This window comes from Chryseobacterium piperi, from assembly GCF_002285635.2.
Lineage (GTDB): Bacteria > Bacteroidota > Bacteroidia > Flavobacteriales > Weeksellaceae > Chryseobacterium > Chryseobacterium piperi.
The window spans coordinates 2,291,215-2,316,888 of record NZ_CP023049.2; the positions used below are offsets into that span (position 1 = coordinate 2,291,215).

The following is a 25,674-nucleotide window of genomic DNA, read 5'->3' on the forward strand; positions in this document are numbered from 1 at the left end:
AAAGCAGGTATTTTGTACCTAATTATGACGAACTAACAACCATGTTTATATATAATTTAGTTGCTATTAATGCAGGTAAATTGCAAAGGGCCCAGTTTACTGGGCTCTTTTGATTTATCTTCAAAAACTTCCGTGAAAAGTAATTAAAAGATCAATATCAATTAATCGGAATAAAATTTTCATAAAAAAAGAGGCTACCAATGGCAGCCTCCCTTCTATTAAAAAAAACATTAAGGATTTATAATCACTTCCAGCCTCCGCCTAAGCTCTTATAAATATCAACAACCGTACTCAGTTGTTTTTGTTTAGCTTCCACCAATTCCATCTTGGCATCTAAAGCATCTCTTTGATTTAAAAGTACCTCAAGATAATCTGCTCTTGAATTTCTAAATAATTGATTAGCAATATCAATAGATTCATCCAGTGCTTTTGTTTCCTGCGATTTTAGCTGATAATACTGATCTATATTTTTCACTTTTGACATCAGATTGGCAACATCCAGATAGGCATTCAAAATTGTTTTATCATATTCATATAATGCCTGGATCTGTTTAGCATCCGCCGTCTGAAAATTAGCTTTAATAGCTGTTTTATTAATAAGCGGCCCAGCCAATTCTCCTGCCATATTATAAGCAATAGACTCAGGCATTTTTACCAAATAGGAAGGTTTAAATGCTTCTAAGCCTAATGTTGCTGAAATTTCCAGAGAAGGATAAAATTCCTTTCTCGCGGCCTCAACATCTAGCTTTGCAGACTTCAATTCCAATTCAGCCTGTTTAATATCCGGACGATTAGCCAGTAATTGTGAAGGAATTCCAGTATACACAGTCTGTGGAATCGTTGACATAAAGCTTTCTTTCGTTCTTACAATCGACTGCGGGAACCTTCCTAATAATGCGTTGATTCCGTTTTCTTTTTCAGTAATCTGCTGACGGATGGTATATTCTGTCGCTTTAGATTTAGCCAATTCTGCTTCGAACTTCTTCACGGCTAATTCCGTAGTTGCCGCTGCCTGCTTTTGTATTTTAGATATTTCCAATGCTTTCTCCTGCAGCTTAATATATTGCTGAATAATATCCAATTGATTATCAATGGACAACAATTCATAATAACTATCCGCTACTTCTTCAATAAGGTTAGAAAGAACAAAGTTTTTTCCTTCTACTGTCGAAAGATAATGAGCGACTGCAGACTCTTTTTCCGTTCTTAGTTTTTTCCAGATATCAATCTCCCAGTTAGCCATTAATCCGCCTTCAAAATTCCCAAGTGGGTCAGGCATCTCTCTTCCGGGTTCGATCTGTGTAGTGGCATCACCAGCCCCTTCACTGGTGTAACGGCCGGCTTTATTCACACCGGCTCCTAATTTTGCTGCAACAATTGGGCTTAACTTTCCTTTTTTATACAGAACTCCACTTTTTGCAATTTCAATTTCTTGTAGAGTAATCATCAGCTCCTGATTATTTTTCAGAGCAATCTCAATTAAACTTACAAGGTTAGGATCAGTAAAAAATTGTCGCCACGGCGTTGTTCCACTATTGGTATTAGCATCCTGCGCTTCATTTTCTCCAAAATTTTGAGGTACACTTTCTTTTACCTCGTCTTTTATAACAGTAGCCATTGGTGCTTTGCAGCTTGCCAGAACAAGCGATACGACAATAGCTGTAATAATTGGTTTAATCTTCAAATTTGCCATCATGTTCATAAGGTTCAGTTTGTTCTGTTAAGGGATTTTCTTCTTCATATCTCGCCAGTCTGGATTTTTCTGCAATCGTTCCGAAGATGTAGTATAGTCCCGGAATGATCATCAACCCGAAAATAGTACCGATCAGCATCCCTCCTGCTGCTGCAGTTCCTATGGTCCTGTTTCCAACTGCCCCCGGTCCCGTCGCCATTACTAATGGAATTAACCCGGCAATAAATGCAAATGAAGTCATCAAAATCGGACGGAAACGAATAGCAGCACCTTCTATCGCGGCTTTCACTACCGGAATTCCTTCTTCTGCTTTTTTCTGTACTGCAAATTCTACAATTAATACAGCATTTTTCCCTAGAAGTCCGATCAACATTACCATAGCTACCTGAGCATAGATGTTATTTTCAAGACCTAGAAGTTTTAAACATAAAAAGGCTCCAAAAATCCCCGTTGGTAATGAAAGGATAACCGGTAATGGAAGAATGAAACTTTCATATTGTGCAGAAAGAATCAGGTAAACAAACCCCAGACATACCAAAAATATAAATACAGCTTCGTTCCCACGGCTTACTTCGTCTTTTGAAATCCCTGCCCAGTCGATTCCAAATCCTCTTGGAAGCGTTTTATCTGCTACTTCCTGAATAGCCTTGATTGCCTGACCACTACTATAACCCGGTGCAGGCGTTCCACTTACTTCCGCAGAATTATACATATTATGCCTTGTGATCTCAGATAAACCATATACTTTTTCAAGTCTCATGAAATCAGAATATGGAACCATTTGATCCTTATCATTTTTTACATACAGTTTCAGTAAATCACTTGGTAAGGCACGATACTGTGGTCCAGCCTGAACAATTACTTTATAAGGTCTGTCAAAACGAATAAAGCTGGTCTCGTAATTTGAACCGATTAATGTCGATAGGTTATCCATCGCACTTTCAATTGTAACTCCTTTTTGCTCTGCCAGATCATTATCTACTTTTAGCATATATTGTGGGAAACTTGCTGAATAAAAAGTAAATGCAGAACCTAGCTCAGGACGTTTTTTCAGTTCCCGTACAAAGTCATTACTTACCTGTTCCATTTTATGATAATCTCCACTTCCTGCTTTATCCAATAAACGGAGTTCAAAACCACCGGCAGCACCATATCCCGGAATTGAAGGAGGTTGAAAAAATTCTATATTCGCTCCCGGAATATTTTTAGCTTTTTCTTCCAGCTTTTCAATAATTTCGGCAGCTGATTCTTTACGGTCTTCCCAACTCTTAAGATTGATCAGACAGGTTCCTGAATTGGATCCCGTTCCTTCTGTCAAAATCTCATATCCTGCCAGTGAAGAAACCGATTGTACTCCGTCAATCCCTTCAGATTCACGTAAAAGTTCTTTTGCAATCTGATTGGTCCTTTCTAAGGTAGATCCCGGTGGCGTTTGGATAATTGCATAGATCATTCCCTGATCTTCACTCGGAATAAATCCTGAAGGAAGAGAGTTGCTTAAAAAGAAGGTACATAAACAAAATGCCAATAACAAAGGCAATGTAATCATCTTCTTAGTCACAGTCTTATTCAGTAACTTTTCGTATTTACCCGCCCCTTTAGTGAAAAGAGCATTGAACTTATCCAGAAACAAGGTTACCGGAGTTTTCTTTTTAGCCTTTCCATGGTTATTCTTTAATATTAAGGCACATAATGCCGGAGTCAGTGTAAGCGCTACTACCCCTGAAAGAATAATTGCAGAAGCCATCGTAATGGAAAACTGACGGTAAAAAACCCCAACAGGTCCGGACATAAATGCAATAGGAATAAATACGGACGCCATTACCAATGTGATCGCGATAATCGCACCACTAATCTCATGCATCGCTTCTTCTGTAGCCTTCAGCGGTGATAAATTTTTCTCTTCCATCTTGGCGTGAACAGCCTCAATAACAACAATCGCATCATCTACCACAACACCGATTGCCATAACGAGGGCAAAAAGAGAAATCATATTTAGCGTAATTCCAAAGGCAGACATGACGAAAAATGTTCCTACTAATGAAACCGGAACTGCCAGAGCAGGAATCAATGTAGAACGCCAGTCTCCTAAGAACAGAAATACTACAATAGCTACCAGAATAAATGCTTCAAACAAGGTGTGAACCACTTTTTCAATGGATGCATCCAGGAACCTGGAAACATCATAGCTGATATCATAATGCATCCCCTTAGGAAATGTATTTTTCTGAAGATCATCCATCAATGTTTTTACATTCTTGATTACATCGCTGGCATTAGAACCATAAGATTGTTTTACAGTAATTGCAGCAGACGGCTTACCATTCAATGTTGAGTAAATATCATACATCGAACTTCCAAATTCTATATCCGCCACATCTTTTAATCTTACAAACTCTCCGGCAGATTTCGCTTTCAGAATGATATTTCCGTAATCTTTCTCATTATTAAAACGACCGGGATATTTCAGAATATATTCAAATGATTGAGAACGCTTTCCTGAACTTTCACCGGTTTTGCCCGGAGAAGCTTCCAAACTCTGCTGATTCAAAGCTTCCATTACTTCATCTGCTGAAATATTATAAGCTGTTAATCGATCAGGTTTTAACCAGATACGCATAGCATATTCACGGGTTCCTAAAATATCAGCAAAACCTACTCCGCTTACCCTTCTCAATTCAGACATTACGTTGATATCCGCATAATTGAAAAGGAACTTCTGATCCGCTTTCGGATCATCACTGTACAGGTTGATGTACATTAACATATTAGGCTCTTCCCTGGTAATTTTAACTCCTTCACGAACTACCAGAGGAGGTAGTTTATTAACTACAGAAGATACACGGTTCTGAACGTTAACCGCTGCAACATTCGGATCCGTCCCCAGATCAAAAACAACCTGAATGGAAGCTTCACCATCATTTCCAGCGTCAGAAGTCATGTACTTCATACCCGGAACCCCGTTCAAACCTCTTTCCAGAGGGATAACTACGGATTTTATGAGCAATTCGTTATTAGCTCCCGGATATTCTGCAGTAATATTTACTTTAGGTGGAGAAATAGAAGGAAATTGAGTAACCGGCAATTTGACCAGTGACAGAACTCCTAAAAATACAATAATCAATGAGATTACTATAGACAGAACAGGTCTGCGAATGAATTTCTTAAACATACAACTTCATTTTAAGTGTAGACTACTCTGCTTTTAATTTCAATGATTGAATTACTTTTCTCGGATCCTGGAATCTCACTTTTACTTTTTGGTCATCTTTTACCTTCTGAACTCCTTCCAATAGTATTTTATCTCCCTGAGACAGTCCTGATGCAATCACATATAAGTCGGGAAGTTCATAAGCTACTTTTATATTTTTAGACTTAGCCACTCCCTTGTTATCAATAACAAATACATATTTTTGATCCTGAATTTCATAGGTTGCTTTTTGTGGGATGATTAATGCATTTCTAAGTGGCAGTGTCATTCTTACTTTTCCGGTTTCTCCATTTCTCAACAGTTTATCCGGATTAGGAAATTTAGCCCGAAAAGCAATGTTTCCGGTTTCATTATCAAATTCCCCTTCAATGGTCTGGATTTCTCCTTTTTGAGGAAGAGCATCTCCATTCGCCATAATTAAAGTCACCTGGTTACTTCCTCTGTCAGCAGCATGAGTCTGGTGATTCAGATATTCAGGTTCTGAAACATTAAAATAAGTATACACATTGGTATTATCAGACAGACTTGTTAGCAAATCTCCTTCATCTACTAGGCTTCCCAACTTCAAAGGAATCCTGTTAATGATTCCAGAGAAAGGAGCTTTAATATCTGTAAATGATAAATGGATCTGCGCTAATCTCATCTCTGCATTCGCAGCATCCAGTTTAGCTTTTGCCATTGCTTTTTCATTCTTGGAAACAATGTTATTGTTAGCCAATGTACTAGCATTTTTCAATTCAATATTGGCCTGTTCTACTTCCGCTTTAGATTTCATGAGCTCAGCCTGGTATAGCTGAGGCATAATGCGGAATAAAGTTTGTCCTGCATGAACATATTGGCCTTCATCTACATAGATCTTTTCCAAAAAACCTTTTTCCTGAGCCCGAATTTCAATATTTTTTACCGATTGAATCTGAGTAACATATTCTTTATTGATCACCGTATCCATTTTTACTGGAGAAGTAACCGGATACGTTGTGACTTCTTCTTTTTCTTCTTTTTTGTTGTTACAGCCAACAAAGAACAAGAGTGTGCTTAGCGCTATGCTTGAGGCAGCTCTTTTCATCATAATTTTTAAATTATATAAATCGTTAATGTTTAATAGAATAGAATGGTACTAAAGTGGATCGTTATGATGGTACCAGCATACACAACGCACAGATGTTCCGCTCTATCATAAGAGCAGAATAATATGAGTAAAAAAGAAGTTTAAATTCTAATAGAACGTATTAGAATGAATTTTTTAACAGAACGATAATTACAAACGGAATCCGGGATGACTGCCTTTACACGTTTATAATTAAATAATCCAAAAAAGTAGACCAGGCTAAAAACACTTACAAACAGAATAGCATTCTGCACGGTATCAGATAATTGAAAATCATCTTCAGTAAGTTCCAGAGAGAAATTCCCTAAATCATCAGCCATTTGCTGAACTGACAGTTTCTCGTAGGTCTGGTTTAAGCGGTTTGCTTTTTTAGGAAGGTTATTGGAAACCGGATAATGGTTTTGCAATGTTTTGACATTGATTTTACTTTCCACTATAAAAAGCAGAAATAAACTCGTCAAAAAATACACTATATAGTTTCTCATTTCGAAGTGGCAAAGGTAAGCTTAGATTTGAATATTATTATATAGATTAACAAAATTTAACTCTCCTTTAAATATTCTGAGCATAAATCCATCATGATATAAATGAAAAACAAAATAAGGTAGGGTAAGACTTTTACACGATTTATTATTTTTTCATGAGCTAAAAACGGATAGTACATACAACGAAAATATTTCTCAGTTTAGGGAATATTAGTGGAAAACGTAAAAATACCATTCCGAAAACCCATTTATTTAATTAGAACAAGTATGAATATTTAATTAATTTATAAAAAATTAACAAATATTAGCTAAAAAAATCGTAATTTTACCGATTATAAACATTAACCAATGAAACACTTAATCATTTACAATTATGAAAAAAATAGTTCCCTCATTCCTCATTATCCTGGCTGTTGCATCAGTAACAGCATGTAAAAGCTCAGCAAAAGATGAGCCTGAAATTGTTGCCAATAACCCTGTAGAAACGACTGATGAAATTACTAAAGATGTTTTTACAGATAGCTACGGTGACAAAATAGAAGTCACCATCAACAACACTGATAATACGGCCATTATCCATTTGGCTGGTAAATCTTATGAGTTGAAAAAAAACAAAGATTTACCTAATTACACGGCATCTAACTCAGAATACCAGTATTCTAATATTAAAGGAAATATTACTTTCCTGAAAAGAAATGTTGATGTAGTTTTATTCCATCACAAAGCTCAAAAAAAAGATTCCTCGCCCAGTAAAATGGCTTCCTATTAAATAAAAAACTCAGATTTAACATTTAAAACTATAACTATGAAAAATATACACACCTATTTATTAGGGCTTTCAATCTTGGTACTTCTTGTATGTTGTACAACCAAACCTGTTCACCAGGCTACTAATGATATTACCGGAAAGACCTGGAAGCTTTCAGAAATTAACGGACGTCCCATACAGCTTAAGGATCCTAAACACAATCCTTACTTTTCACTGAATACAACTGACATGAGATATTCCGGAAATGCTGGTTGCAACGGTGTAGGAGGTACCTTTGAGATCAAACAGGACATCATGCGTATAAAATTCAATCAGGGAATGTCTACAATGATGGCTTGTGAAGATCTGGAAACAGAACAACTATTTACAAAGGCCCTACTTGCTGCGGATAATTATTCAGTTAATGGAAATACATTGACACTTAACAAAGGGAAAATGGCCCCATTAGCAAAGTTTGTATTGCAAAAATAAAATGTAAACACAATAAAAAAGACGTCTATCTGATGATAGGCGTCTTTTTTTAGAAAAACTCTTATTTCTTATAAATAGTATAGCAAATGAGAAGACTGATATTCATACAAACAGCAAAAGAATTCGATAAAATAATAGGAAGCTCATCCTTAACAATCCCATACCATACCCATAATGATAGACCTGATATAAGTACCAGGAGCATTACCCAAGAGATATCATCTACATTTTTCTCTTTCAAAACTTTTATCAACTGTGGAATCATAGATACAGAAGTCAGTACACCTGCAACAATTCCAAGAATATTTTCATTCATTTTATTTAATTCGCATTCTTGAAGTTAATAATTTTCACCAAACAATAGAAAATTAAATTAAAACAAAAACACAAAGCTATTATTTACTTAAATCTTGTTAACAAAACCTCTTCAGGTAAAGAAATACTCTCCTCGATGAACTGGAATAAACGGTTCGAAAAATAGCACCCATTTAAAATTCCCCGGGCCCCTAACCCATTAAAAACATATAAATTATGATGTTCAGAATGTCTTCCGATAATAGGCCTTCTATCTTTTACCGTAGGCCTAAATCCAAAATTGACTTCACTTACCTCAAAGTCATAAGGATATACTTCTGATAATCCTTTAACCAATTGCTCTACCGCAGAATCATCGATATGATGATGCAGTTGTTCCCTGTCATAAGTTCCCCCATAAAAATAAAGCCCATTATGTAAAGGGAATAAAAAATGCTTCTTTTTAATGGTGACATTTTCCTGAACAGGCTCTGAAAGCTTTACTCTTATATGATGTCCTTTATTGGGTTGTACAGGAATATCAGAAAAATAGGGATTATCCTTTACTCCCATTCCTTCACAAAATATAATATGTTTAAAAGAAATGTCTTTATAAACAGACTCCGATATGTTCAATTGGCTGTAATCAAACTTCTCGCTTATTAGCTGACTATTTGATTGAAAATAATGGAAAAAATCAGTGAAAAATTGACTAACATCCAGTCTCGCCGATTGGTTTACTTTTCCCGTATTAAAAGGATTAGTAACCCCTTCCAGATGTTGGAATTCTTTATTTAAAAAACCGGAAAGATCAGCATTATCTGACTTTTTAAGCCATAGATTCTGCTCATTTTCATCATGAAAAACACGATGAATCGGAGCGTCAATTAAATAATTCTTACCGGTATAGGATTTTATCTCCTCAAGCGTAATTTTCAGAAAATCGATCTGGTCCTGCGCAAGCCAGAATGTGGTAAACTTTTTAAGAACTACCGGATTGATAATTCCCGCCGACACCTGTGAAGCCCCTCTTCGTCTCTCAGAAAATATTAAAAAAGATTTGTTATTCTTAATTAACTGATGTGCAAAAAAAAGACTGGCATATCCATCTCCTACAATAATATAATCTACATTTTCCATAATAAAAAAACCTGAGTAAAAGTACTCAGGTTTTGTATAAATATCAAGTGAAATCTAATAATTCCACATATCATTTTCCATTTCAAGAATCTGCGCTTTAATTCTATCGCTTTCTTCTATCTGCTCATCAGCATTTCTTGGAATATAATCCTTGATTGTACCATCTCCCAAACCATTTGAAGATTTGTAAATGATAGACGAGAATCGTCTCGCATTAATGATATCATCAAAAGATAAATCAGCAGAAGAGTTTTTTCTGTTATACACAAAATTGTTAGCTAATATTTCTCTTGCACTTGGATAGTAGATCCAGAAAAGGTCGATAAGCTCATTAGCACCTGCCAAAGGCTGCCCGTCCGGTCCTGTTCTTCCTTGTACAGCAGGGTCAGGTCCCATAGCAGCAATACCTAATGGTCTGTACTTCATTTGACCATCTCTTTTATCAATAAACCACATTCCCATAATTTTAAGAACCTTAACTTTATCAGTTGTGGTTTTAAAGATATCTGTATATTCTTTCTTCTCCTGGTCAGTTAATTGTCTTCCAGAGTTCAGGATATCAATAGCAGCATCAGAAACTCTTACACTTTCCAATCTCTTTTGAATTCCTTCAGGAGAAAGTCTGTCTACAAAGTTTTCATCGTTATATACCTGCTCAATCTTACCCGTCAATGCAGCATCCAATAATAATTGGTATAAAGATCTCGTCTGAGTAGCTAGTAAACCATCCGGATTATCATAATACAACGGCTGATTAATCTTGTCGTTCATATCAATGATCTCCCAAACGAACATACTTTTCAAGATATCTTTATCTTCTACAAAACCATACTCCAAAGGCTTTACAGTTTTATCGATGATCGTGTCCCCAACTTTTTGTTTATTTTCAGCTCTCATTTGTCTGAATTCTTCCGGAGAGGAAGCATTCAGAATAGTTTGGGAAAAAGCAAATCCCGAAACTAATACTAAAAAAGTGCTTATATATTTTTTCATAATATTATTTTAACTTATTAAAATTACTGAACATTGATTACAACAGGAGAAATATTTTTCAATGTTTGATTTCCTAATCCTGTAGCGGTTGCTTTAATATCGAAAACATAAACGACATCACCTGTTCTAAGATTTTTAACTAATCCGGCAGCTTCGTCAAGACTATTTCCTTTGATTAATAATGCAGCCTTACCAGGTACTTTAACCATAAACTGATTAACAGTGAATGATACCGGGAAGTCAAAGTCTGGTAATGCAGCCTGTACCATCTGATTTGGAATCGAAGTAGCAGGAATATTCAATACCGTTTGACCTCTCATTTGACCTTGTGGAGGAGGAACATTCTTAATTCTGTATTCAAATACCTGAGAAACAGTTTTACCATTAGGATCTGTTCCTGATAATGTCATTTTAACCGTAGTTCCTGTAGAAGGTGTCACTGTCCATTTTCCTGGACCAGTTCCTTTTACAACAGCGCCCGGAGCAGATAATGATAGTCTTGAATTATCAGCACCTAAGATAGCTCCCGAAACCGGGTTTTCCAATCCTCTGTACATTACATTCATTTTATCCGCAGAAAGTAGCAATCCTTTTTCAAGTTTTACTTCTCTTGGTCCTGCAATAACATTATACGTATGAGTCCAAGGGAAAGTTTCTGGTTTTCCAGAAGCATCTGTTAAAGTAATCATTCCTTTTAAAGTATGCTCTCCAATACCATTTCCTGAAATAGGAATAATACCTTTTCCATTCTCTACTTTGCTTACACCAGTAATATTGATTTTATTACTATTAGAATACGTTCCTAGCATTACTTTAACTTCAGCTTGCTTACCAGCCTGAATATCAACAGGCCCTGAAACAATTGGCTCATAGCTGCTGAATTTAATACTAGCATCCACTTTTTCCTGAAGTAACAATGCTAAAGCATCAGATTGTACATTTCTAGCATCATTCTGGATAATTTCCAGATTAGACACCGCTGCGATTAACGGTTGATGATAGAATTTATTCTGAAACCAAGTCTTCTCATTAGGTGATTTTCCTTTTGGATATTCAGCAATCAGAGATTTATTGGCTCTTTCAACTAAATCCTTTAGCTGAGCATTATTTCCGAAAGTAGTAACAATATAATTTCTTACATCATCAATTCTAAACTTCAAATCTAAAGCTCCTTTTGAAGGTGCATTTTCATCTCCATCTTTGAAGAAATATTTTGTTGTTGCATCATTATTATTAAGAGCTGCAAAGTTTTCACTCACATCAACATCTTTTCCTGTTTTAGGATCCTTATCATGAAAGTCTGACTGCTTTTTAAGTTCAGTCTTAATACCTTGAGCAGAGTTGACTAATGCGTCAATTTTACCTTTTAAAACTTTATATTGCTCCCAAGGCTGTGCATAAGTATCAGGTACTTGCTGTGCTTTGGCTTCAAGAGTTCTTTCAAAAATTTTCTCGTTTTTTCTTTCTGTTAAAGTTCTGGTTTCATTGAGAGCTTTAGTTGAGTCATAATAGGATCTGATGATTTCTGCATCAATATTGAGGGCCATCATAGCGATGAACACCAAATACATAAGGTTGATCATCTTCTGACGTGGAGTCTGTTTTCCTTGTGCCATTCTTTTCTTTGTTTTGGATTAAAAATTTATTTAGAAATGGTTTGGAAATTAAGACTTCATAGCAGTTAACATACCACCATAAACTCTGTTTAAGTTATTTAAGTTAGATGTTAAACCTTGTAATTCTTGATTGAATTTTTCTGAATGTTCAGCAGATTTTTGCATATCTGCTACATATTTGTTAGCAAACTCTGATTGTCTCTTACCGTTCTCCAACTGCATTGTATACAAAGCATTCATACTTTCCATGTGCTGAGCAGCTTTATTAAGTTGGTCATTATATTTATGAGTAGAAGCAGAAACATCTACCGTTTGGTTGATCTGATCTACAGAGTTCGAAAATTTATCAATTCCTGTTCTTAATCTTTCAAATAGTTGAACATCTAATTTAGCATCCTGCAACATTTTATCCAATTTTGTAGAAAGCGTGTTTTCTAATTCTGCAAATTGAGCAGCTGCATTATTTCTTGAAGAAACATTAGAATGTAAAGGGTTTGGATTAGCATGTTTATCTAATAACTCAGGATATACATTTTCCCATGCATAAGACTCTTCAGATTTTGGAGGGTCAAAAGCGAAAATAATGAAAATAATAGCTTCGGTAATAAGCCCAACTGTAAGAGCAACATTACCAGTGATTGGTCCAATATTAATGTGAGTAATCTTAAGCCAAGCTCCAAGAATTACAATTGCAGCACCGAATGAATAAAAGAAATTCATCCAAGCATCTTTAGTCTTAAACATATAAGTTAGTTTTTTTAATGATTAAAAGTAAATGGTATTGAAAAATAAATTATGTATCTGATTATCTGCTAACCCTTCTTGGCTTAACAGCAGCTTCAGGAATATCCTGTACGGTTCTAAATCCAATATAACTTCTAGCCGAATCTTTTCTTTCCCAATCTCTTGCACCTGTCATAAGCATTGCACCTATGTCTTTCCAAGAACCTCCTCTCACTGATTTTTTAGTATCTGTTTTATTTTTAGTAGAAGGATTTAAAGTAGAAGAAAATCCGTATGAAGAATTGTTATAAGAAGATTCCGTCCATTCAGAAACGTTTCCAGCCATATCAAATAACCCAAATCCATTTTTCTTAAATTTCTTTACTGGAGCTGTATATGTATAAGTACCTTTCTTATCGTCTTCCATATAATTACCTCTCTTAGGCTTAAAGTTTGCTAAATAGCATCCTCTGTCATCCATTAAATATGGACCGCCCCAAGGATATGTAGCATTCTGCATTCCGCCTCTTGCTGCATATTCCCATTCTATTTCGGTAGGTAAACGGAATTGTAATGGTCTTTGTTTTTTTCTTTTTAAGCTTTCATTGTAATCTGTTTTCAATTTAGATCTGAAATTACAATACGCTCTTGCCTGATCCCAAGTCACCCCTACTACTGGATAATCTTTATAAGCTTTATGCCAGAAGTATTGCTCAAATAAAGGCTCGTTATACGCAAAATGGAAATCTTTTACCCAAACAGTAGTATCAGGATAAACGGCAATGCTTTTACTTCTAAGGTAGTTAACTCCTCTTTCGTTGTCAGCAACTGCTGCATCCATATCTCCCCACTGATAATTATATTTTAATTTACTAACATCTAGGATTCTTTCATTACCCATTCTGGAAGAAACCGGTAAATACATAGACTCGAGAACCTCTGCATATTCCACATCAGGATATTTAGCAGTACTCCAATGTAATGGAATTTTCCAGTCTAATCTTTTAGTAGCATCATAACCACCGTCGTCTCTACCTCCTTGTCCTTCTAGGTATTCCTGGTATGGAGTAAGGTTTTCTTCTTTTTTGGCAAGGTATGCATAATCACCTATGCTTGCTCCTCTACCACCACCTTCACCACCTTCTCCGGCAGCTTCAGCAAGTAGAGTTCTAGCTATAGAGTCTCTTACGTAATTAATAAATACTCTGTATTCTGCATTGGTAGTTTCTGCTTCATCCATAAAGAAAGAGGAAACAGTTACTGTTTTCAATGTTGCTTTTTCAGGGGTATGTGTAATATCCTGATCAGCTAAACCTGCAATAAATGAGCCTGCAGGAATGGCAACCATACCATATGGTCTTTCAGCAACAAATGATTTAGTTTTTTCTCTTGGTATCAATTCTCCTTTTGTTCCGGGCTTCCCTACAGAAGAGCTCCCACCACCTGAACAAGATACCGACGCTACCGACGCAGACAATAATAAAAGAAATATCCTTTTCATGTTAATTTTTATAATTAAGCCGTAAATATATAATTTTTTTTAAGAAACTTTTAAGATTTTTTATGAAATAACGTAAAATATCTAAATTTATTTTATTTCCAAGTATTTTTATTCTACAGTCACGGATTTAGCTAAGTTTCTCGGCTGATCTACATTGGCTCCTCTGTATACAGCGATGTAATAAGCAAGCAATTGTAAAGGTACTGAAGCAACGATTGGAGAGAAGCATTCTGAGGTCTCAGGGATCTCAATAACATAGTCTGCCATTGCACTTACTTGCTGATCTCCTTTATTGACTACAGCAATAACTTTTCCTTTTCTAGCTTTTATCTCTTGTACATTACTTACAATCTTATCATAATGCCCTTTTTTAGGAGCAATAATAACAATCGGCATATTTTCATCTATCAATGCAATAGGGCCATGTTTCATTTCTGCAGCAGGGTACCCTTCAGCATGAATATAAGAGATTTCTTTCAGCTTTAATGCACCTTCCAATGCTGCAGGATAATTATATCCTCTTCCTAGGTATAGGAAATTGGTAGCACCAATGAAGTCTTTTGCAATCTCCTGAGTAAGCTCATGAGTAGCACTCAATACATCTTCAATTTTCTTAGGAATTGCATCTAGTTCTGAAATAAGGCTCATAAATTCAGCATTACCCAGGTTACCGTTATGTTTTCCTAATTTAAATGCAATTAAAGTAAGAATAGTAAGCTGAGCTGTAAAAGCTTTCGTAGAAGCTACTCCAATTTCAGGCCCTGCATGGGTATATGAACCTGCATCTGTAATTCTTGCAATAGAAGAATCTACCACATTACAGATACCATATATAAATGCACCTTTTTCTTTAGCTAATTTTAAAGCAGCCATTGTATCAGCAGTTTCCCCGGATTGAGAAATCGCGATCACAACATCTTTATCTGTAATAATAGGGTTTCTGTATCTGAATTCTGATGCATATTCCACTTCAACAGGGATTCTTGCATATTCTTCTATAAGATATTCCCCGATAAGACCTGCATGCCATGAAGTTCCACAAGCAATAATAATGATTCTGTTTGCATTTTTGAATTTCTCAACATGATCCCAGATTCCTGCCATTTTGATCACTCCTTCATCCACCAACAATCTTCCTCTCATCGTATCATGAATAGACTTCGGCTGTTCGAAGATTTCCTTAAGCATGAAATGCTCATAACCTCCTTTTTCGATTTGTTCCAGGCTTAATTTTAGCTCCTGAATTTCCGGTTCTATTTTAGAGTTTTCGTTAATCGTTCTGATATCCACTCCTCCTTCTAAGGAAATAGTAGCCATATGTCCTTCTTCAAGATATATAGCCTCCTTTGTAAACTCTACAAAAGGAGAAGCATCAGATGCGATAAAGTATTCTTTATCACCAATTCCTATTGCTAAAGGAGAACCTAATCTTCCTACCACTAAAACTCCTGGATAGTCTTCATGCATCACTGTGATAGCATAAGCCCCATATACTTCGTTAAGAGCATATCTTACCGCTGTTGGGAAATCAGTTTCAGCATTGATATCCATAAAATACTGGATAAGGTTTACCAATACTTCAGTATCTGTTTCGGATTTGAAAGTAAATCCTTTTTCTACAAGCATCTTTTTTATGGTATCATAATTCTCGATGATTCCATTATGGATGATTGCAATTTTATTATTATTAGATAAATGCGGGTGAGAGTTTCTATCACTTGGTACCCCGTGAGTTGCCCAACGTGTATGTCCCATCCCCATTTTCGCAGTCCCTTTCAGTTGACCAGATATATTAACAAGATCGTCAACCTTTCCTTTTGTTTTTTCAACTTCAAATGAATTGTTTGTATTTTCCAACACAATTCCCGCACTGTCATACCCTCTGTATTCTAGTCTTCTAAGACCATTAATAACTATTTCATAAGCGTCTTGAAAGCCTGTGTATCCAACTATTCCGCACATAATTTATTTGGTGTTTTCTATGTTTATTTTGTACCGTAAGTAACTCTTAACTTTATTTGATTGGCATTGCCTGCATCAGAACCAACAAAAACGGCTCTATCTCTTGAGAAAGATCTTGCTGTATATTTAGTCCCTAGGAATCCTGTATTATCTGAATTATTCAGGAAGCCTCCTAAATCAATTCTATAATATTTAAATTCATTACTCACTCCTGTTTCTACTAAGTCTTTCAAAGATTTAGTGACCGTAAACTCATAATAAGCAGGATTTTTATCTAAGTTAAATGTCTTATACATTGCATATCCCGGAGCACCTGCAAGCGTAGTCAGATCAGTAGTAAATGTGGTTTTAACCGGACTGCTTGCCGTCTCTTTATCCTTTTGCAAAAACGTAAAAGAGTTTGGTTTTTTATATTTATTATCCCATGCTGAATCATCAGTATATATTCTGATTTTAGCACTGATGATAGCGGCCTTATCATTTTGGTATAAGGTTTTTAATTTTTTAATTTCTGAATCCGGAATTTTCACCCCTATAGAAGGTCCTCCCATTCCCTGTGCATATAGTTTTTTATCACCTGTTTCTCTATTTCCAAGAGTAGATGAAGCTGTTTGCAATGGAGATCCTGTTCTGTCATACTGATATTGTCCAATATGGGTATTTCCATTTCCTAAATTAAATGTATAAGCTGTCTGCGGCCTCGTTGTAGTTCCATTTTCGACTTTGTCATTTTTATAATACATGATCAAATCCACATTAGTTGGAAGGAACTGAAACAAATATCCGTCTTCTTCCTGAACAGAAATTCTAAGACCTCTAAAGTGCCTGATAAAGTTCGAGGCATCCATAAGCTCAGGTTTCCCTTTTTTATCAATAATTTTTTCTTGAAATAGAGTTTTAGCATTATCCAATTGAATTCTTATCCCAGGCGTAGGGGTGGTAAACAATTCACTATTATCAGAATCTTTGGTAATTGTAACTGTGCTTACCTTACCATTAAATACCTTCGTACCAAGCACAGTAGAATTATAAGCAAATACAGCATTTGATTTAACGCTGTCAGTAGGTGATCTTAAGAAATCAGTGACTTCATTAACATTAATTGTCAATGTCTTTTTCGCCTTTCCAAATTTATCAAGAATGGGATATGATTTTATTTCCTTTTTTGCAGGTATACTTCCCTCTGGATAAATATAGTTTTCGTCCGTTATCGTCGTAAGAGAATCAGCGGCATACGTATTTTGAGGATATTTTATTACTAAAACTACAGAATCTACTTTAGCATTAGTACCAAAATCAGGATTGTATGAAGGTAATCTCACCTGGGTAATGTAAGAAGCCTTTTGCATTCCAAACTGATCTTCTTTAAAGGCTCCAAGGACTGCAGCAGCCAATTGCGTCGCATCACTTTTAATGCTGTCATTATTGATAATGTTAAAGGCAGTAACATCAAAAAGTTGCTCTTTGCCCTGAGCTGCATCATCTACAAACAACTGTTCTCCTAAAGAATCCGGATCCGGTTCACAATTATAAAGTAATACACTACCGAAAATTGCCAAAAAAATCATGGCAAAAGTTCTTTTAATCATATGAGTCATTAAATGTCTTTTTAATAAAGTTTGTTTATAGAATCTACATCAAGATATTCTGATTTAGGAGTTGATGTCTCGTTGAATGCTTTATCTAAATCTCCATCCAAAAATTCATCTCCTTTTACCACACCGTCAACATAGTTCATGCTTTCAATAACGAAGCTTTGAAAGCTTGGTTTATCTAACGCTTTTAATCCAGAAATATTGTCAAACTCTAATTTTTCTCCTATTTTTTCATTAAGAGGTGCGTCTTTCTCATTGTATAAGGAAAGAACAATTTTAGCGTCTTTAAAATAAGTATCGGATTTGTAGTACGTTTTGAGATAAATAGGGACAAAAGAAGCCATCCAGCCATTTAAGTGAATAATGTCCGGAACCCAGTTCAGTTTTTTGATGGTTTCTATTACTCCTCTTGCAAAGAATATTGCTCTTTCATCGTTATCATCAAAAGCAACACCTTCGTCATCAAAGTAATATTGTTTTCTTTTGAAATACTCTTCGTTATCGATAAAGTAGACCTGAAGTCTTTCCCCCGGAAGCGACGCTACTTTAATGATTAGAGGTTGGTCCAGGTCATTAATGATAATATTCATTCCTGAAAGACGGATCACCTCATGAAGCTGGAATTTCCTTTCACTTATTTGTCCAAATCTTGGCATAAAAACTCTTACATCATTGCCTTCATTGTGCATTTTAAGTGCCATTTTGTTTACCACAGTAGCCATATTTGTATCTTCCTGATATGGATACATTTCTGTAGTAATGTACAGTATTTTTTGATTCGGCATAAATTTCTATCTAATTTTTTGTAAAAATGCTTTAATGTGCAAAATTACAAAAAAACATCCAACATTATTTTAATTAACATTATTTTACGATAATTCCCTTTTCCAAATTATCAAAAACGCAGTTTATTATCTGATATTTTTAGTATTTTTGAATTGCTATTAAAATAAATTATGGAAGTTTTAAAAAATAAAAAAATACTTCAGGATTTCATTGAAAGACAGAAAGAAATGGGGAAAAGAATTGGATTCGCCCCTACTATGGGTGCCCTCCACAATGGACATCTTTCGCTGTATGAAATGGCCAGAAACGAAAATGACCTTGTAATTTCTTCAATTTTTGTTAATCCAACCCAGTTCAATAATCCTGAAGATCTTGAAAAATACCCTCGGGATATCAACAGAGATCTTCTTATTTTAGAAAATTCCGGATTGGTCGATGCTGTTTATATTCCGGAAGTAGTAGATATTTATCCTGAAAAAGCAGAAAGCAAACATTATGATTTTGACGGATTGGAAAATGAAATGGAAGGCAAATCAAGGCCCGGCCATTTTGATGGAGTGGGAACAGTAGTAGAAGAGCTTTTCAAACAAATACAGCCCGACAATGCTTATTTCGGAGAAAAAGATTTTCAGCAATTAGCCATTATTAAGAAAATGATTGAAAAAAAGCAGCTTCCTATTAAAATCACGGGAGTTCCTATCTACAGAGCAGACAATGGTCTTGCATTAAGTTCAAGAAACCAAAGACTTCACGAAGACCGAAAAGAAGCATCAAAAGTCATTTATGAAACATTAAAAAAAGTACATGATTGGTTTAGAGTGATTACCGTTCCTGAAATCAAAGAAAGAGTGATTGATATATTTGATGAGCAACAAGGCATGAAGCTTGAATATTTCATGATTGCTAATGAGAACACCTTAAAAGAGACTGATTTCTTTTATAAAGATCAGCCTTACAGAGCTTTTATAGTTGTGGTTGTAGATGGAGTAAGATTAATTGACAATATGCATCTCAATTAAGAATAGAACATAAAAAATCAAAGGCTTCCTGAGGGAAGCCTTTGAACACCAAATCACAAAATATTAATATGAAAAAAATTTACTTTTCAGTAAACTTGTGACCCGGCTGGGATTCGAACCCAGGACCCATACATTAAAAGTGTATTGCTCTACCAGCTGAGCTACCGAGTCGGCCACAAATTTTAAATCCCTAAAATAGGTGTTCAAAACTTATATTTTTTTTGCAGTGCCTGCGACTGGACTCGAACCAGCACATCCTTAGGAAACCACCCCCTCAAGATGGCGTGTCTACCAATTTCACCACGCAGGCAAAAAAATTACAAAATCTAGTAATATTTTTGCTAGTGACCCGGCTGGGATTCGAACCCAGGACCCATACATTAAAAGTGTATTGCTCTACCAGCTGAGCTACCGAGTCGGCCACTTATTTAAACAATTTTCATTTAAGTAATGTCCCTTGTTTTAAGTGGTGCAAAGATATAACTTTTTTTAATTTCTCAAAACTTTTTCGCAAATTTGTTTAAAAATATTTCATGATAATTTCACTGGTTGGATACATGGGTTGTGGCAAATCACACATTTCCAAAATTTTAAGCGAAAAAATTAATTTTAAATTAATTGACCTGGATAAAGAGATTTCTAGACGAACTCAATTAACTATTCCGGAAATCTTCGAAAAAAAGGGTGAGATCTACTTTAGAAAGCTGGAAAGGGAAGCATTGGAAGAAATTCTTGCAACGGAAGAAAATCTCATTCTAAGCCTTGGTGGAGGAACTCCTGTTTATTATAACAATATGGAGATTATTAACAACAACTCTAAAAGCATCTTTTTAAAAGCTTCTGTCAATACATTAACAGAAAGGCTTTCAAAACAAAAAGAAAAAAGACCCTTAATAGCCAATATTCCTGATGAAAGCCTCCCTGAATTTATTGCCAAGCATTTATTTGAGAGAAATGCATTTTACAGCAAGTCACTGATTAGTGTCAATACAGATTCGAGAGAACCTGAGGATATTGTAGATGAAATTATCGAAAAGCTTTATTTATAAATCTTTTTCATCTTCTTCTGCGTCATTATTCTCACCGAAAAAGTCATCCCAGTCTGTAAAATCTGAAGCAATATCATTACCTACATAATCGTCCATGTCCCTTCGGTCTTTTTTAGTAGGTCTCCCCTCACCTCTGGTTCTATAATAATCTTGGGTCATTTTGCGGAGTTTGAGCAATTCGTATTGCTCTTTGTCGGTGACATCTTTGATATGCAGAGGTACCAGCTTAGCCCCCATTCTGCTTTTAGGAATTTGAATGACTTTAATTTTGTAGTCGATCTGATTTTTACGGATTTTGATCACATCCCCTTCTCTTACCTCTTTAGAAGACTTGACAACAGAGTCTCCAATGGAAACTCTGTTTTTCTTAATCTCCTCTGTTGCAACCGTTCTCGTTTTATAAAAGCGAATGCTCCATAAAAATTTATCTATTCTCATAATTTTTTATACTTTTGCCGTTATATTATTTGTAAAGTAATTAAAGTTTTTGAAATGAAAAAAATATTTTTATATATCCTTGCCGGATCTTTGTGTTTTTCTGCATGTAAAAAAGATGATGATCCTCAAACCTTTGTAGAACCTGATGATGTTGCAGTTCGAAATACCTATGATGATCAAGCGATCCAAAAGTTTTTAAATGACAACTATTTGGATAGTCAAGGAAATATAAAAGCGTTTAGCGTTTCTGATACTATTGATGATCATGAGAAGAAATTATCCGAATTAAACCCTGTAAAACTTCCTTCAGGAGTAGTTTACGTGGTAAGGGCAGGTGCACAGCCTACACCAGGGAAAGCAATTGGTGGTACTGACGTCCTTAAAATGATGATAAGAACGAATCATTATCTTGCAACCAATACAGATGGAACCGTTGCTCTTAACAGCCCGGGTGTGTTTGTAAATACAATCAATAATTCCGGATCTCCGTTATCTGACCCTATGTGGTATTATGTTAAGGAAAAAACTATGACTGAGGCCAGTAAAGATAGAAGCTTTTTTGAAATTGAAGGATTTCAGGAAGGTCTAAAATACTTTAAAAGCTTTGTAGATAAACCAGATGGAGACCCTTATAACTTGCAAGGGGTAATCCTTGTTCCATCCCGAGCTGCTTTTGCAAGAAGTCCACACTATAATTATACCAACACTTCTCTCCAAAACAGAACATTTGTTTTCAACTTTCAAATCTACGACACTAAAACAAGGCTACAAAGCCAAGAGTAAAAATACAAACGCTTCAATCTACATTGAAGCGTTTTTTTATAATTAAATTCCTGCTTTTTCTTTCACATTTCCTAAAATATCCGGAAAATAAAGATCAGAAAGATGGTCGAATTCGTCTCCCCTCATAAACATAGAAGCATCTACTTCTTCGTATGAGCTTCTTCCGGCTGCTCCAATTAGCTCATTGCATGTATGCAACGTATTTTTATGGAAGTGATATACTCTTTCACTTTTATCGGTAACATCCAATCCTTTGACCAGCATCTTATCCTGAGTGGCAACGCCGGTAGGACAATTATTATTGTTACATCTTAATGCCTGTATACAGCCTAAAGAAAACATAAATCCTCTGGCATTGTTACACATATCAGCTCCCATTGCCACAGCTCTTAGAATATCCAGACTTGTCAGAACTTTACCGCTCGCAATCACTCTGAGTTTATTTCTTACATTGTAATTTTTCAATGTTTTGTTCACAAAAATTAAAGCCGGCTCTAGTGGCATCCCCACTCCATCTGAAAATTCCGGTGGCGCTGCTCCTGTTCCTCCCTCAGCTCCATCAATAGTAATAAAATCCGGATAAATTTTTAATACATTCATCTGGACGCAGATATCTTCAAACTCTTTGGTATCACCAATACATAATTTAAAACCAACAGGCTTACCTCCGGAAAGCTCTCTCAACTGCTCCACAAACCTCAACAGTCCTGCAGCATCTGAAAAAGAAGAATGAGATGGTGGTGAGATAACCGTCATCCCCGGAGTGACGTGACGGATTTTCGCAATTTCGGGGGTATTTTTAACTCCCGGTAATACGCCTCCATGTCCAGGCTTCGCTCCCTGAGACAATTTGATCTCGACCATCTTTACATTGGGAAGTGTAGCATATTTTGTAAATAATTCCGGATTAAATTTTCCTTCCTCATCTCTACACCCAAAATATCCGGTTCCAATTTGCCAGCATAAATCTCCTCCTTCCATATGGTAAGGAGAAATCCCTCCTTCTCCTGTATTGTGGTAAAAATTACCCTTTTTAGCCCCTCTGTTTAACGAAATCTGAGCCCTATCACTCAAAGCTCCAAAACTCATGGCCGAAATATTAAATAAAGAAGCATGATAAGGCTGTTTACACTGCTCTCCTCCTACCCATACTCTAGGCAGTTCTTCAGACGGCGATTTAGCATAAATAGAATGTTTAATTCCTTCATATTTTCTTTGATTAACTTCTAACTGTGTTCCAAAGGCCACCGTATCACTAAGATTTTTAGCCCTTCTGTACACTGCAGAACGCTGATTTCTTGGAAAAGGCTTTCCATCCGTTTCTCTTTCAATAAAATATTGCTGCATTTCAGGGGAAATACTTTCAAAAAAATACCTGAAGTATCCTAAAACCGGAAAGTTCCTTAGAATAGCATGTTTTGACTGATAGGCATTGTAAACACCTAATGCATAGATAGCGGATAAAAGAGTTGGGATCCAATAATGCGCTTCGATTAGTAAAGCTATCATCCATGTAGCAATTACTAATACAATTCCCCAAGATAAAAACTTATCTCTCATAGAATGTAGTATTTAAAGTTAAAATAAATTTAGTAGAAATTTTGCAAAGAGACTACGCCTTTGCTAAAAAACTTTCGTAAGAAGACTGCACAGAAACCGTGCCATCTGACAAGACTTTTTCTAAATTTAGAAATTCAATCTGATTAACGGATGCCTGATCAAAATCTTTTTGAACCCTCACATAGTTTTCTGTGAAGCCAAACATCTTTCCGTCTTTATTTTCATGCTCCCAAAGTACAGGGAGCGTCTTGCCTAATTGGGTCTGATAAAATGACATTTTCTTCTTTTCAGAAAGAATACGCAACATTTTATTGCGTTTTTTTCTTTCAGGAATAGGTACAACACCTTCCATATTTGCTGCTTCCGTATTTTCTCTTTCAGAATAAGTAAATACATGCAGATAACTGATCGGAAGCTCATTCAGGAAATTATAGGTTTCCATAAACCTTTCTTCTGTCTCACCGGGAAATCCAACAATTACATCTACACCAATAGCAGCGTTTGGCATTACCTCACGTATTTTATTGACACGATCTCTGTAAAGCTTCGTCAGATAACGGCGTTTCATCTTTTTCAATACATCATCACATCCGGATTGAAGCGGAATATGAAAATGAGGAACAAAGCTTCTGCTTTTAGAAACGAGCTCGATGCTTTCGTCTTTCAGAAGATTAGGCTCAATGGAAGAGATTCGTATTCTTTCAATTCCCTCAACCTGATCAAGTTCTGAAATTAAGTCTAAAAAAGTATGTTCGTGTCTTTTATTTCCGAACTCACCTTTTCCGTAATCCCCGATATTAACCCCTGTTAAAACTATTTCTTTAATATCTCTACCAGCAATTTCCCTGGCATTCAATAAAACATTTTCAATGGTATCTGAACGAGAAATTCCTCTGGCTAAAGGAATGGTACAATACGTACATTTATAATCACAACCATCCTGAACTTTTAAAAAAGCTCTGGTTCTGTCACCAATAGAATAACTTCCAATAAAGAAGTCGGTTTCTTCAATTTCACAAGAGTGAACAATTCCTTCTTTTTCTGACTTTTCAACATCATCAAGATAACTCAATATGTTAAATTTTTCTTTGGCTCCCAAAACCAAATCAACACCAGTAATCTGTGAAATTTCTTCAGGCTTCAGCTGTGCGTAGCACCCTACGATAACTACTAGCCCTTCCGGATTAGCTTTCATTGCTCTTTTTACGTGAAGTTTGCATTCACGATCTGCATTCTCAGTTACCGAGCAGGTATTAATTACGTAAACATCTGCTTTCTCATCAAAGCCTACCTTATCATAACCTGCATCTGTTAATTGGCGGGCAATAGTAGATGTTTCTGCAAAATTTAATTTGCAGCCAAGGGTATGAAACGCGGCAGTTCTATGAAAATTTGACATTTTTCCGTCCTAAATTTTATGGGTGCAAAGATAGTAATTTAAATAAAAACTCTAAATCGATTCAATCTATTGTTTATATTCGTTCTTAAGTTTCCATATTTGTTTCCAAGTTAAGCTTTACCTATCTATCAATTATATGTTTTCAAAACATTGTTTATAATAATCTTCAAGAATTTATACGATTGCATTTAATTTAGGTTTCTAATAATTTTTCATAAAAAATTATTTATTATTTTAACCCAAATTTCACACAAAAGAAAAAGCCCCATAATGAATGAGACTTAAATCAATGCGTATTTAAAAATTATTATGTTAATCTATTTCTCATTTCATTTTGGGTAATTAATAAAAGATAATTTATTTCAAGCATTTACTCTATTCAATAAGAAATAGATAAATTTAATATCGTGTATATTTTCAACAAAACCAATATCCTTAGTTTCTATAAACCTAAGGCATATTACTTTCTTAATTAATTCTAGTTCGAACATAAAAACCTATTCCTTCATATACCCATGCACTATTTCCATTTCCTAACTCATTAAAATTTGTAGTAAAAAAATGGTTACTACGACGACGGCCTCTATATCTATAGACAGGTGAATTCCCATCATAATCTGATCTTGCAGCCAAACCTAATACTCCTTCATTTACCCAGTCACTATTATTATCCACTTCATTACTCTGAGTAAGGAGCCGATCACCATTTCTTCTGTTATACCATCTTGTGATTTTATAATCAGGTGAATAAGCAGGCCATACACTCTTAGAATCCCCTACACTGCCTAGTACACCTCGATCTTCATAATTTAAATTGTTTCCTTCTGCCCGATCTAAAGTATAAAGATGATCAACTTTATTACTATTATAGAATACATATACTGGTATATTTCCTAGATTATTGGGTATTTGCGAAACAGAGAGAGAGTTTTGCTGGTTTTTTGTAAATGCAATGCTCTCATTATTTGGTGCTAAAGTAACATCATCATTCATTTCACTAGAGCAAGAGATAAGAACAAAGAATAGTGCCAAAATAGCAACAAAACCCATGTTGATTTTTTTCATAATACTGTATTTAA

The 25,674-nt window shown here is 35.5% G+C and carries 22 protein-coding genes and 3 tRNA genes; 5 read left to right on the plus strand and 20 right to left on the minus strand.

Features of this window, described 5'->3' with window-relative positions:
• Nucleotides 1–244: 244 nt before the first annotated feature.
• From CJF12_RS09935 to CJF12_RS09950, 4 genes are all read right to left on the minus strand, one after another.
• Nucleotides 245–1,702, minus strand: a complete 1,458-nt coding sequence (locus tag CJF12_RS09935) for a TolC family protein (protein WP_034682082.1) — start codon at nucleotides 1,700–1,702, stop codon at nucleotides 245–247.
• Nucleotides 1,674–4,865 carry an efflux RND transporter permease subunit gene (locus CJF12_RS09940; protein WP_034682083.1) on the minus strand — a complete coding sequence of 1,064 codons (3,192 nt, stop codon included), beginning with the start codon at nucleotides 4,863–4,865 and terminating at the stop codon, nucleotides 1,674–1,676. The genes CJF12_RS09935 and CJF12_RS09940 overlap by 29 nt, the downstream gene beginning before the upstream one ends.
• 22 nt (nucleotides 4,866–4,887) lie before the next feature.
• Entirely contained in the window at nucleotides 4,888–5,970 is a 1,083-nt protein-coding gene (locus CJF12_RS09945; RefSeq protein ID WP_034682084.1) for an efflux RND transporter periplasmic adaptor subunit, read from the minus strand.
• Between the two features lie 143 nt (nucleotides 5,971–6,113).
• Nucleotides 6,114–6,482, minus strand: coding sequence for a hypothetical protein (locus CJF12_RS09950; protein ID WP_228379062.1), 369 nt, complete (start codon nucleotides 6,480–6,482; stop codon nucleotides 6,114–6,116).
• Nucleotides 6,483–6,870: 388 nt separating this feature from the next.
• On the opposite strand from CJF12_RS09950, the gene CJF12_RS09955 reads away from it, so the two are divergent.
• Both CJF12_RS09955 and CJF12_RS09960 read left to right on the plus strand, forming a co-directional pair.
• Nucleotides 6,871–7,266, plus strand: coding sequence for a hypothetical protein (locus tag CJF12_RS09955; protein WP_034682089.1), 396 nt, complete (start codon nucleotides 6,871–6,873; stop codon nucleotides 7,264–7,266).
• Nucleotides 7,267–7,302: 36 nt separating this feature from the next.
• Complete coding sequence (locus tag CJF12_RS09960; RefSeq protein WP_034682092.1) at nucleotides 7,303–7,737, plus strand: META domain-containing protein; 435 nt, start codon at nucleotides 7,303–7,305, stop codon at nucleotides 7,735–7,737.
• A gap of 61 nt (nucleotides 7,738–7,798) precedes the next feature.
• Here the strand turns inward: CJF12_RS09960 and CJF12_RS09965 are convergent, their stop codons facing one another.
• The 9 genes from CJF12_RS09965 to CJF12_RS10005 form a co-directional block, all read right to left on the minus strand.
• Complete coding sequence (locus CJF12_RS09965) at nucleotides 7,799–8,053, minus strand: SemiSWEET transporter (RefSeq protein WP_034682093.1); 255 nt, start codon at nucleotides 8,051–8,053, stop codon at nucleotides 7,799–7,801.
• A gap of 83 nt (nucleotides 8,054–8,136) precedes the next feature.
• Nucleotides 8,137–9,171 (minus strand): NAD(P)/FAD-dependent oxidoreductase, encoded by a 1,035-nt coding sequence (locus CJF12_RS09970; RefSeq protein WP_034682097.1) that lies wholly within the window; start codon nucleotides 9,169–9,171, stop codon nucleotides 8,137–8,139.
• Nucleotides 9,172–9,225: 54 nt separating this feature from the next.
• Entirely contained in the window at nucleotides 9,226–10,164 is a 939-nt protein-coding gene (porN, locus tag CJF12_RS09975; RefSeq protein ID WP_034682100.1) for a type IX secretion system ring subunit PorN/GldN, read from the minus strand.
• A 23-nt stretch (nucleotides 10,165–10,187) separates the two neighbouring features.
• Nucleotides 10,188–11,780: a type IX secretion system motor protein PorM/GldM gene (porM, locus tag CJF12_RS09980; RefSeq protein ID WP_034682101.1), complete on the minus strand. Its 1,593-nt coding sequence runs from the start codon at nucleotides 11,778–11,780 to the stop codon at nucleotides 10,188–10,190.
• 48 nt (nucleotides 11,781–11,828) lie between these two features.
• Nucleotides 11,829–12,524 (minus strand): type IX secretion system motor protein PorL/GldL, encoded by a 696-nt coding sequence (porL, locus tag CJF12_RS09985; RefSeq protein ID WP_034682103.1) that lies wholly within the window; start codon nucleotides 12,522–12,524, stop codon nucleotides 11,829–11,831.
• 61 nt (nucleotides 12,525–12,585) lie between these two features.
• Entirely contained in the window at nucleotides 12,586–14,004 is a 1,419-nt protein-coding gene (gene porK, locus CJF12_RS09990) for a T9SS ring complex lipoprotein PorK/GldK (protein ID WP_034682104.1), read from the minus strand.
• Between the two features lie 108 nt (nucleotides 14,005–14,112).
• Nucleotides 14,113–15,966: a glutamine--fructose-6-phosphate transaminase (isomerizing) gene (gene glmS / locus CJF12_RS09995; protein ID WP_034682105.1), complete on the minus strand. Its 1,854-nt coding sequence runs from the start codon at nucleotides 15,964–15,966 to the stop codon at nucleotides 14,113–14,115.
• A 23-nt stretch (nucleotides 15,967–15,989) separates the two neighbouring features.
• Nucleotides 15,990–17,555, minus strand: a complete 1,566-nt coding sequence (locus CJF12_RS10000) for a DUF4270 domain-containing protein (RefSeq protein ID WP_051887187.1) — start codon at nucleotides 17,553–17,555, stop codon at nucleotides 15,990–15,992.
• Between the two features lie 20 nt (nucleotides 17,556–17,575).
• The gene (locus tag CJF12_RS10005; RefSeq protein ID WP_034682109.1) at nucleotides 17,576–18,346 is read right to left on the minus strand and encodes a glycogen/starch synthase; all 771 of its coding nucleotides are present in this window, start codon (nucleotides 18,344–18,346) and stop codon (nucleotides 17,576–17,578) included.
• A gap of 171 nt (nucleotides 18,347–18,517) precedes the next feature.
• On the opposite strand from CJF12_RS10005, the gene panC reads away from it, so the two are divergent.
• On the plus strand, nucleotides 18,518–19,366 hold the full coding sequence (gene panC, locus CJF12_RS10010) for a pantoate--beta-alanine ligase (RefSeq protein WP_034682112.1): 849 nt from the start codon (nucleotides 18,518–18,520) through the stop codon (nucleotides 19,364–19,366).
• Between the two features lie 98 nt (nucleotides 19,367–19,464).
• Here panC and CJF12_RS10015 read toward each other — a convergent pair.
• The 3 genes from CJF12_RS10015 to CJF12_RS10025 all read right to left on the minus strand — a co-directional run bounded on the left by CJF12_RS10015 (nucleotide 19,465) and on the right by CJF12_RS10025 (nucleotide 19,784).
• Nucleotides 19,465–19,537 (minus strand) — tRNA-Lys (locus CJF12_RS10015).
• 56 nt (nucleotides 19,538–19,593) lie between these two features.
• Nucleotides 19,594–19,676, minus strand: a tRNA-Leu gene (locus CJF12_RS10020).
• A gap of 35 nt (nucleotides 19,677–19,711) precedes the next feature.
• Nucleotides 19,712–19,784: transfer RNA gene (locus CJF12_RS10025), tRNA-Lys, on the minus strand.
• A 115-nt stretch (nucleotides 19,785–19,899) separates the two neighbouring features.
• Here CJF12_RS10025 and CJF12_RS10030 point away from each other — a divergent pair.
• A complete protein-coding gene (locus tag CJF12_RS10030) occupies nucleotides 19,900–20,415 on the plus strand; it encodes a shikimate kinase (RefSeq protein WP_034682114.1) in 516 nt (171 codons plus the stop codon).
• Here the strand turns inward: CJF12_RS10030 and CJF12_RS10035 are convergent.
• Nucleotides 20,410–20,853 (minus strand): RNA-binding S4 domain-containing protein, encoded by a 444-nt coding sequence (locus tag CJF12_RS10035; RefSeq protein WP_034682116.1) that lies wholly within the window; start codon nucleotides 20,851–20,853, stop codon nucleotides 20,410–20,412. The two genes, CJF12_RS10030 and CJF12_RS10035, sit on opposite strands and share 6 nt — an antisense overlap.
• Before the next feature lie 54 nt (nucleotides 20,854–20,907).
• On the opposite strand from CJF12_RS10035, the gene CJF12_RS10040 reads away from it, so the two are divergent.
• Nucleotides 20,908–21,636 (plus strand): hypothetical protein, encoded by a 729-nt coding sequence (locus CJF12_RS10040; protein WP_034682118.1) that lies wholly within the window; start codon nucleotides 20,908–20,910, stop codon nucleotides 21,634–21,636.
• Between the two features lie 42 nt (nucleotides 21,637–21,678).
• On the opposite strand, the gene CJF12_RS10045 is transcribed toward CJF12_RS10040, so the two are convergent.
• The 3 genes from CJF12_RS10045 to CJF12_RS10055 all read right to left on the minus strand — a co-directional run bounded on the left by CJF12_RS10045 (nucleotide 21,679) and on the right by CJF12_RS10055 (nucleotide 25,660).
• On the minus strand, nucleotides 21,679–23,196 hold the full coding sequence (locus CJF12_RS10045) for an FMN-binding glutamate synthase family protein (protein WP_034682122.1): 1,518 nt from the start codon (nucleotides 23,194–23,196) through the stop codon (nucleotides 21,679–21,681).
• Between the two features lie 52 nt (nucleotides 23,197–23,248).
• On the minus strand, nucleotides 23,249–24,595 hold the full coding sequence (gene mtaB, locus CJF12_RS10050) for a tRNA (N(6)-L-threonylcarbamoyladenosine(37)-C(2))-methylthiotransferase MtaB (RefSeq protein WP_034682124.1): 1,347 nt from the start codon (nucleotides 24,593–24,595) through the stop codon (nucleotides 23,249–23,251).
• A 468-nt stretch (nucleotides 24,596–25,063) separates the two neighbouring features.
• Nucleotides 25,064–25,660, minus strand: coding sequence for a hypothetical protein (locus CJF12_RS10055; RefSeq protein WP_034682126.1), 597 nt, complete (start codon nucleotides 25,658–25,660; stop codon nucleotides 25,064–25,066).
• Nucleotides 25,661–25,674 lie beyond the last annotated feature (14 nt).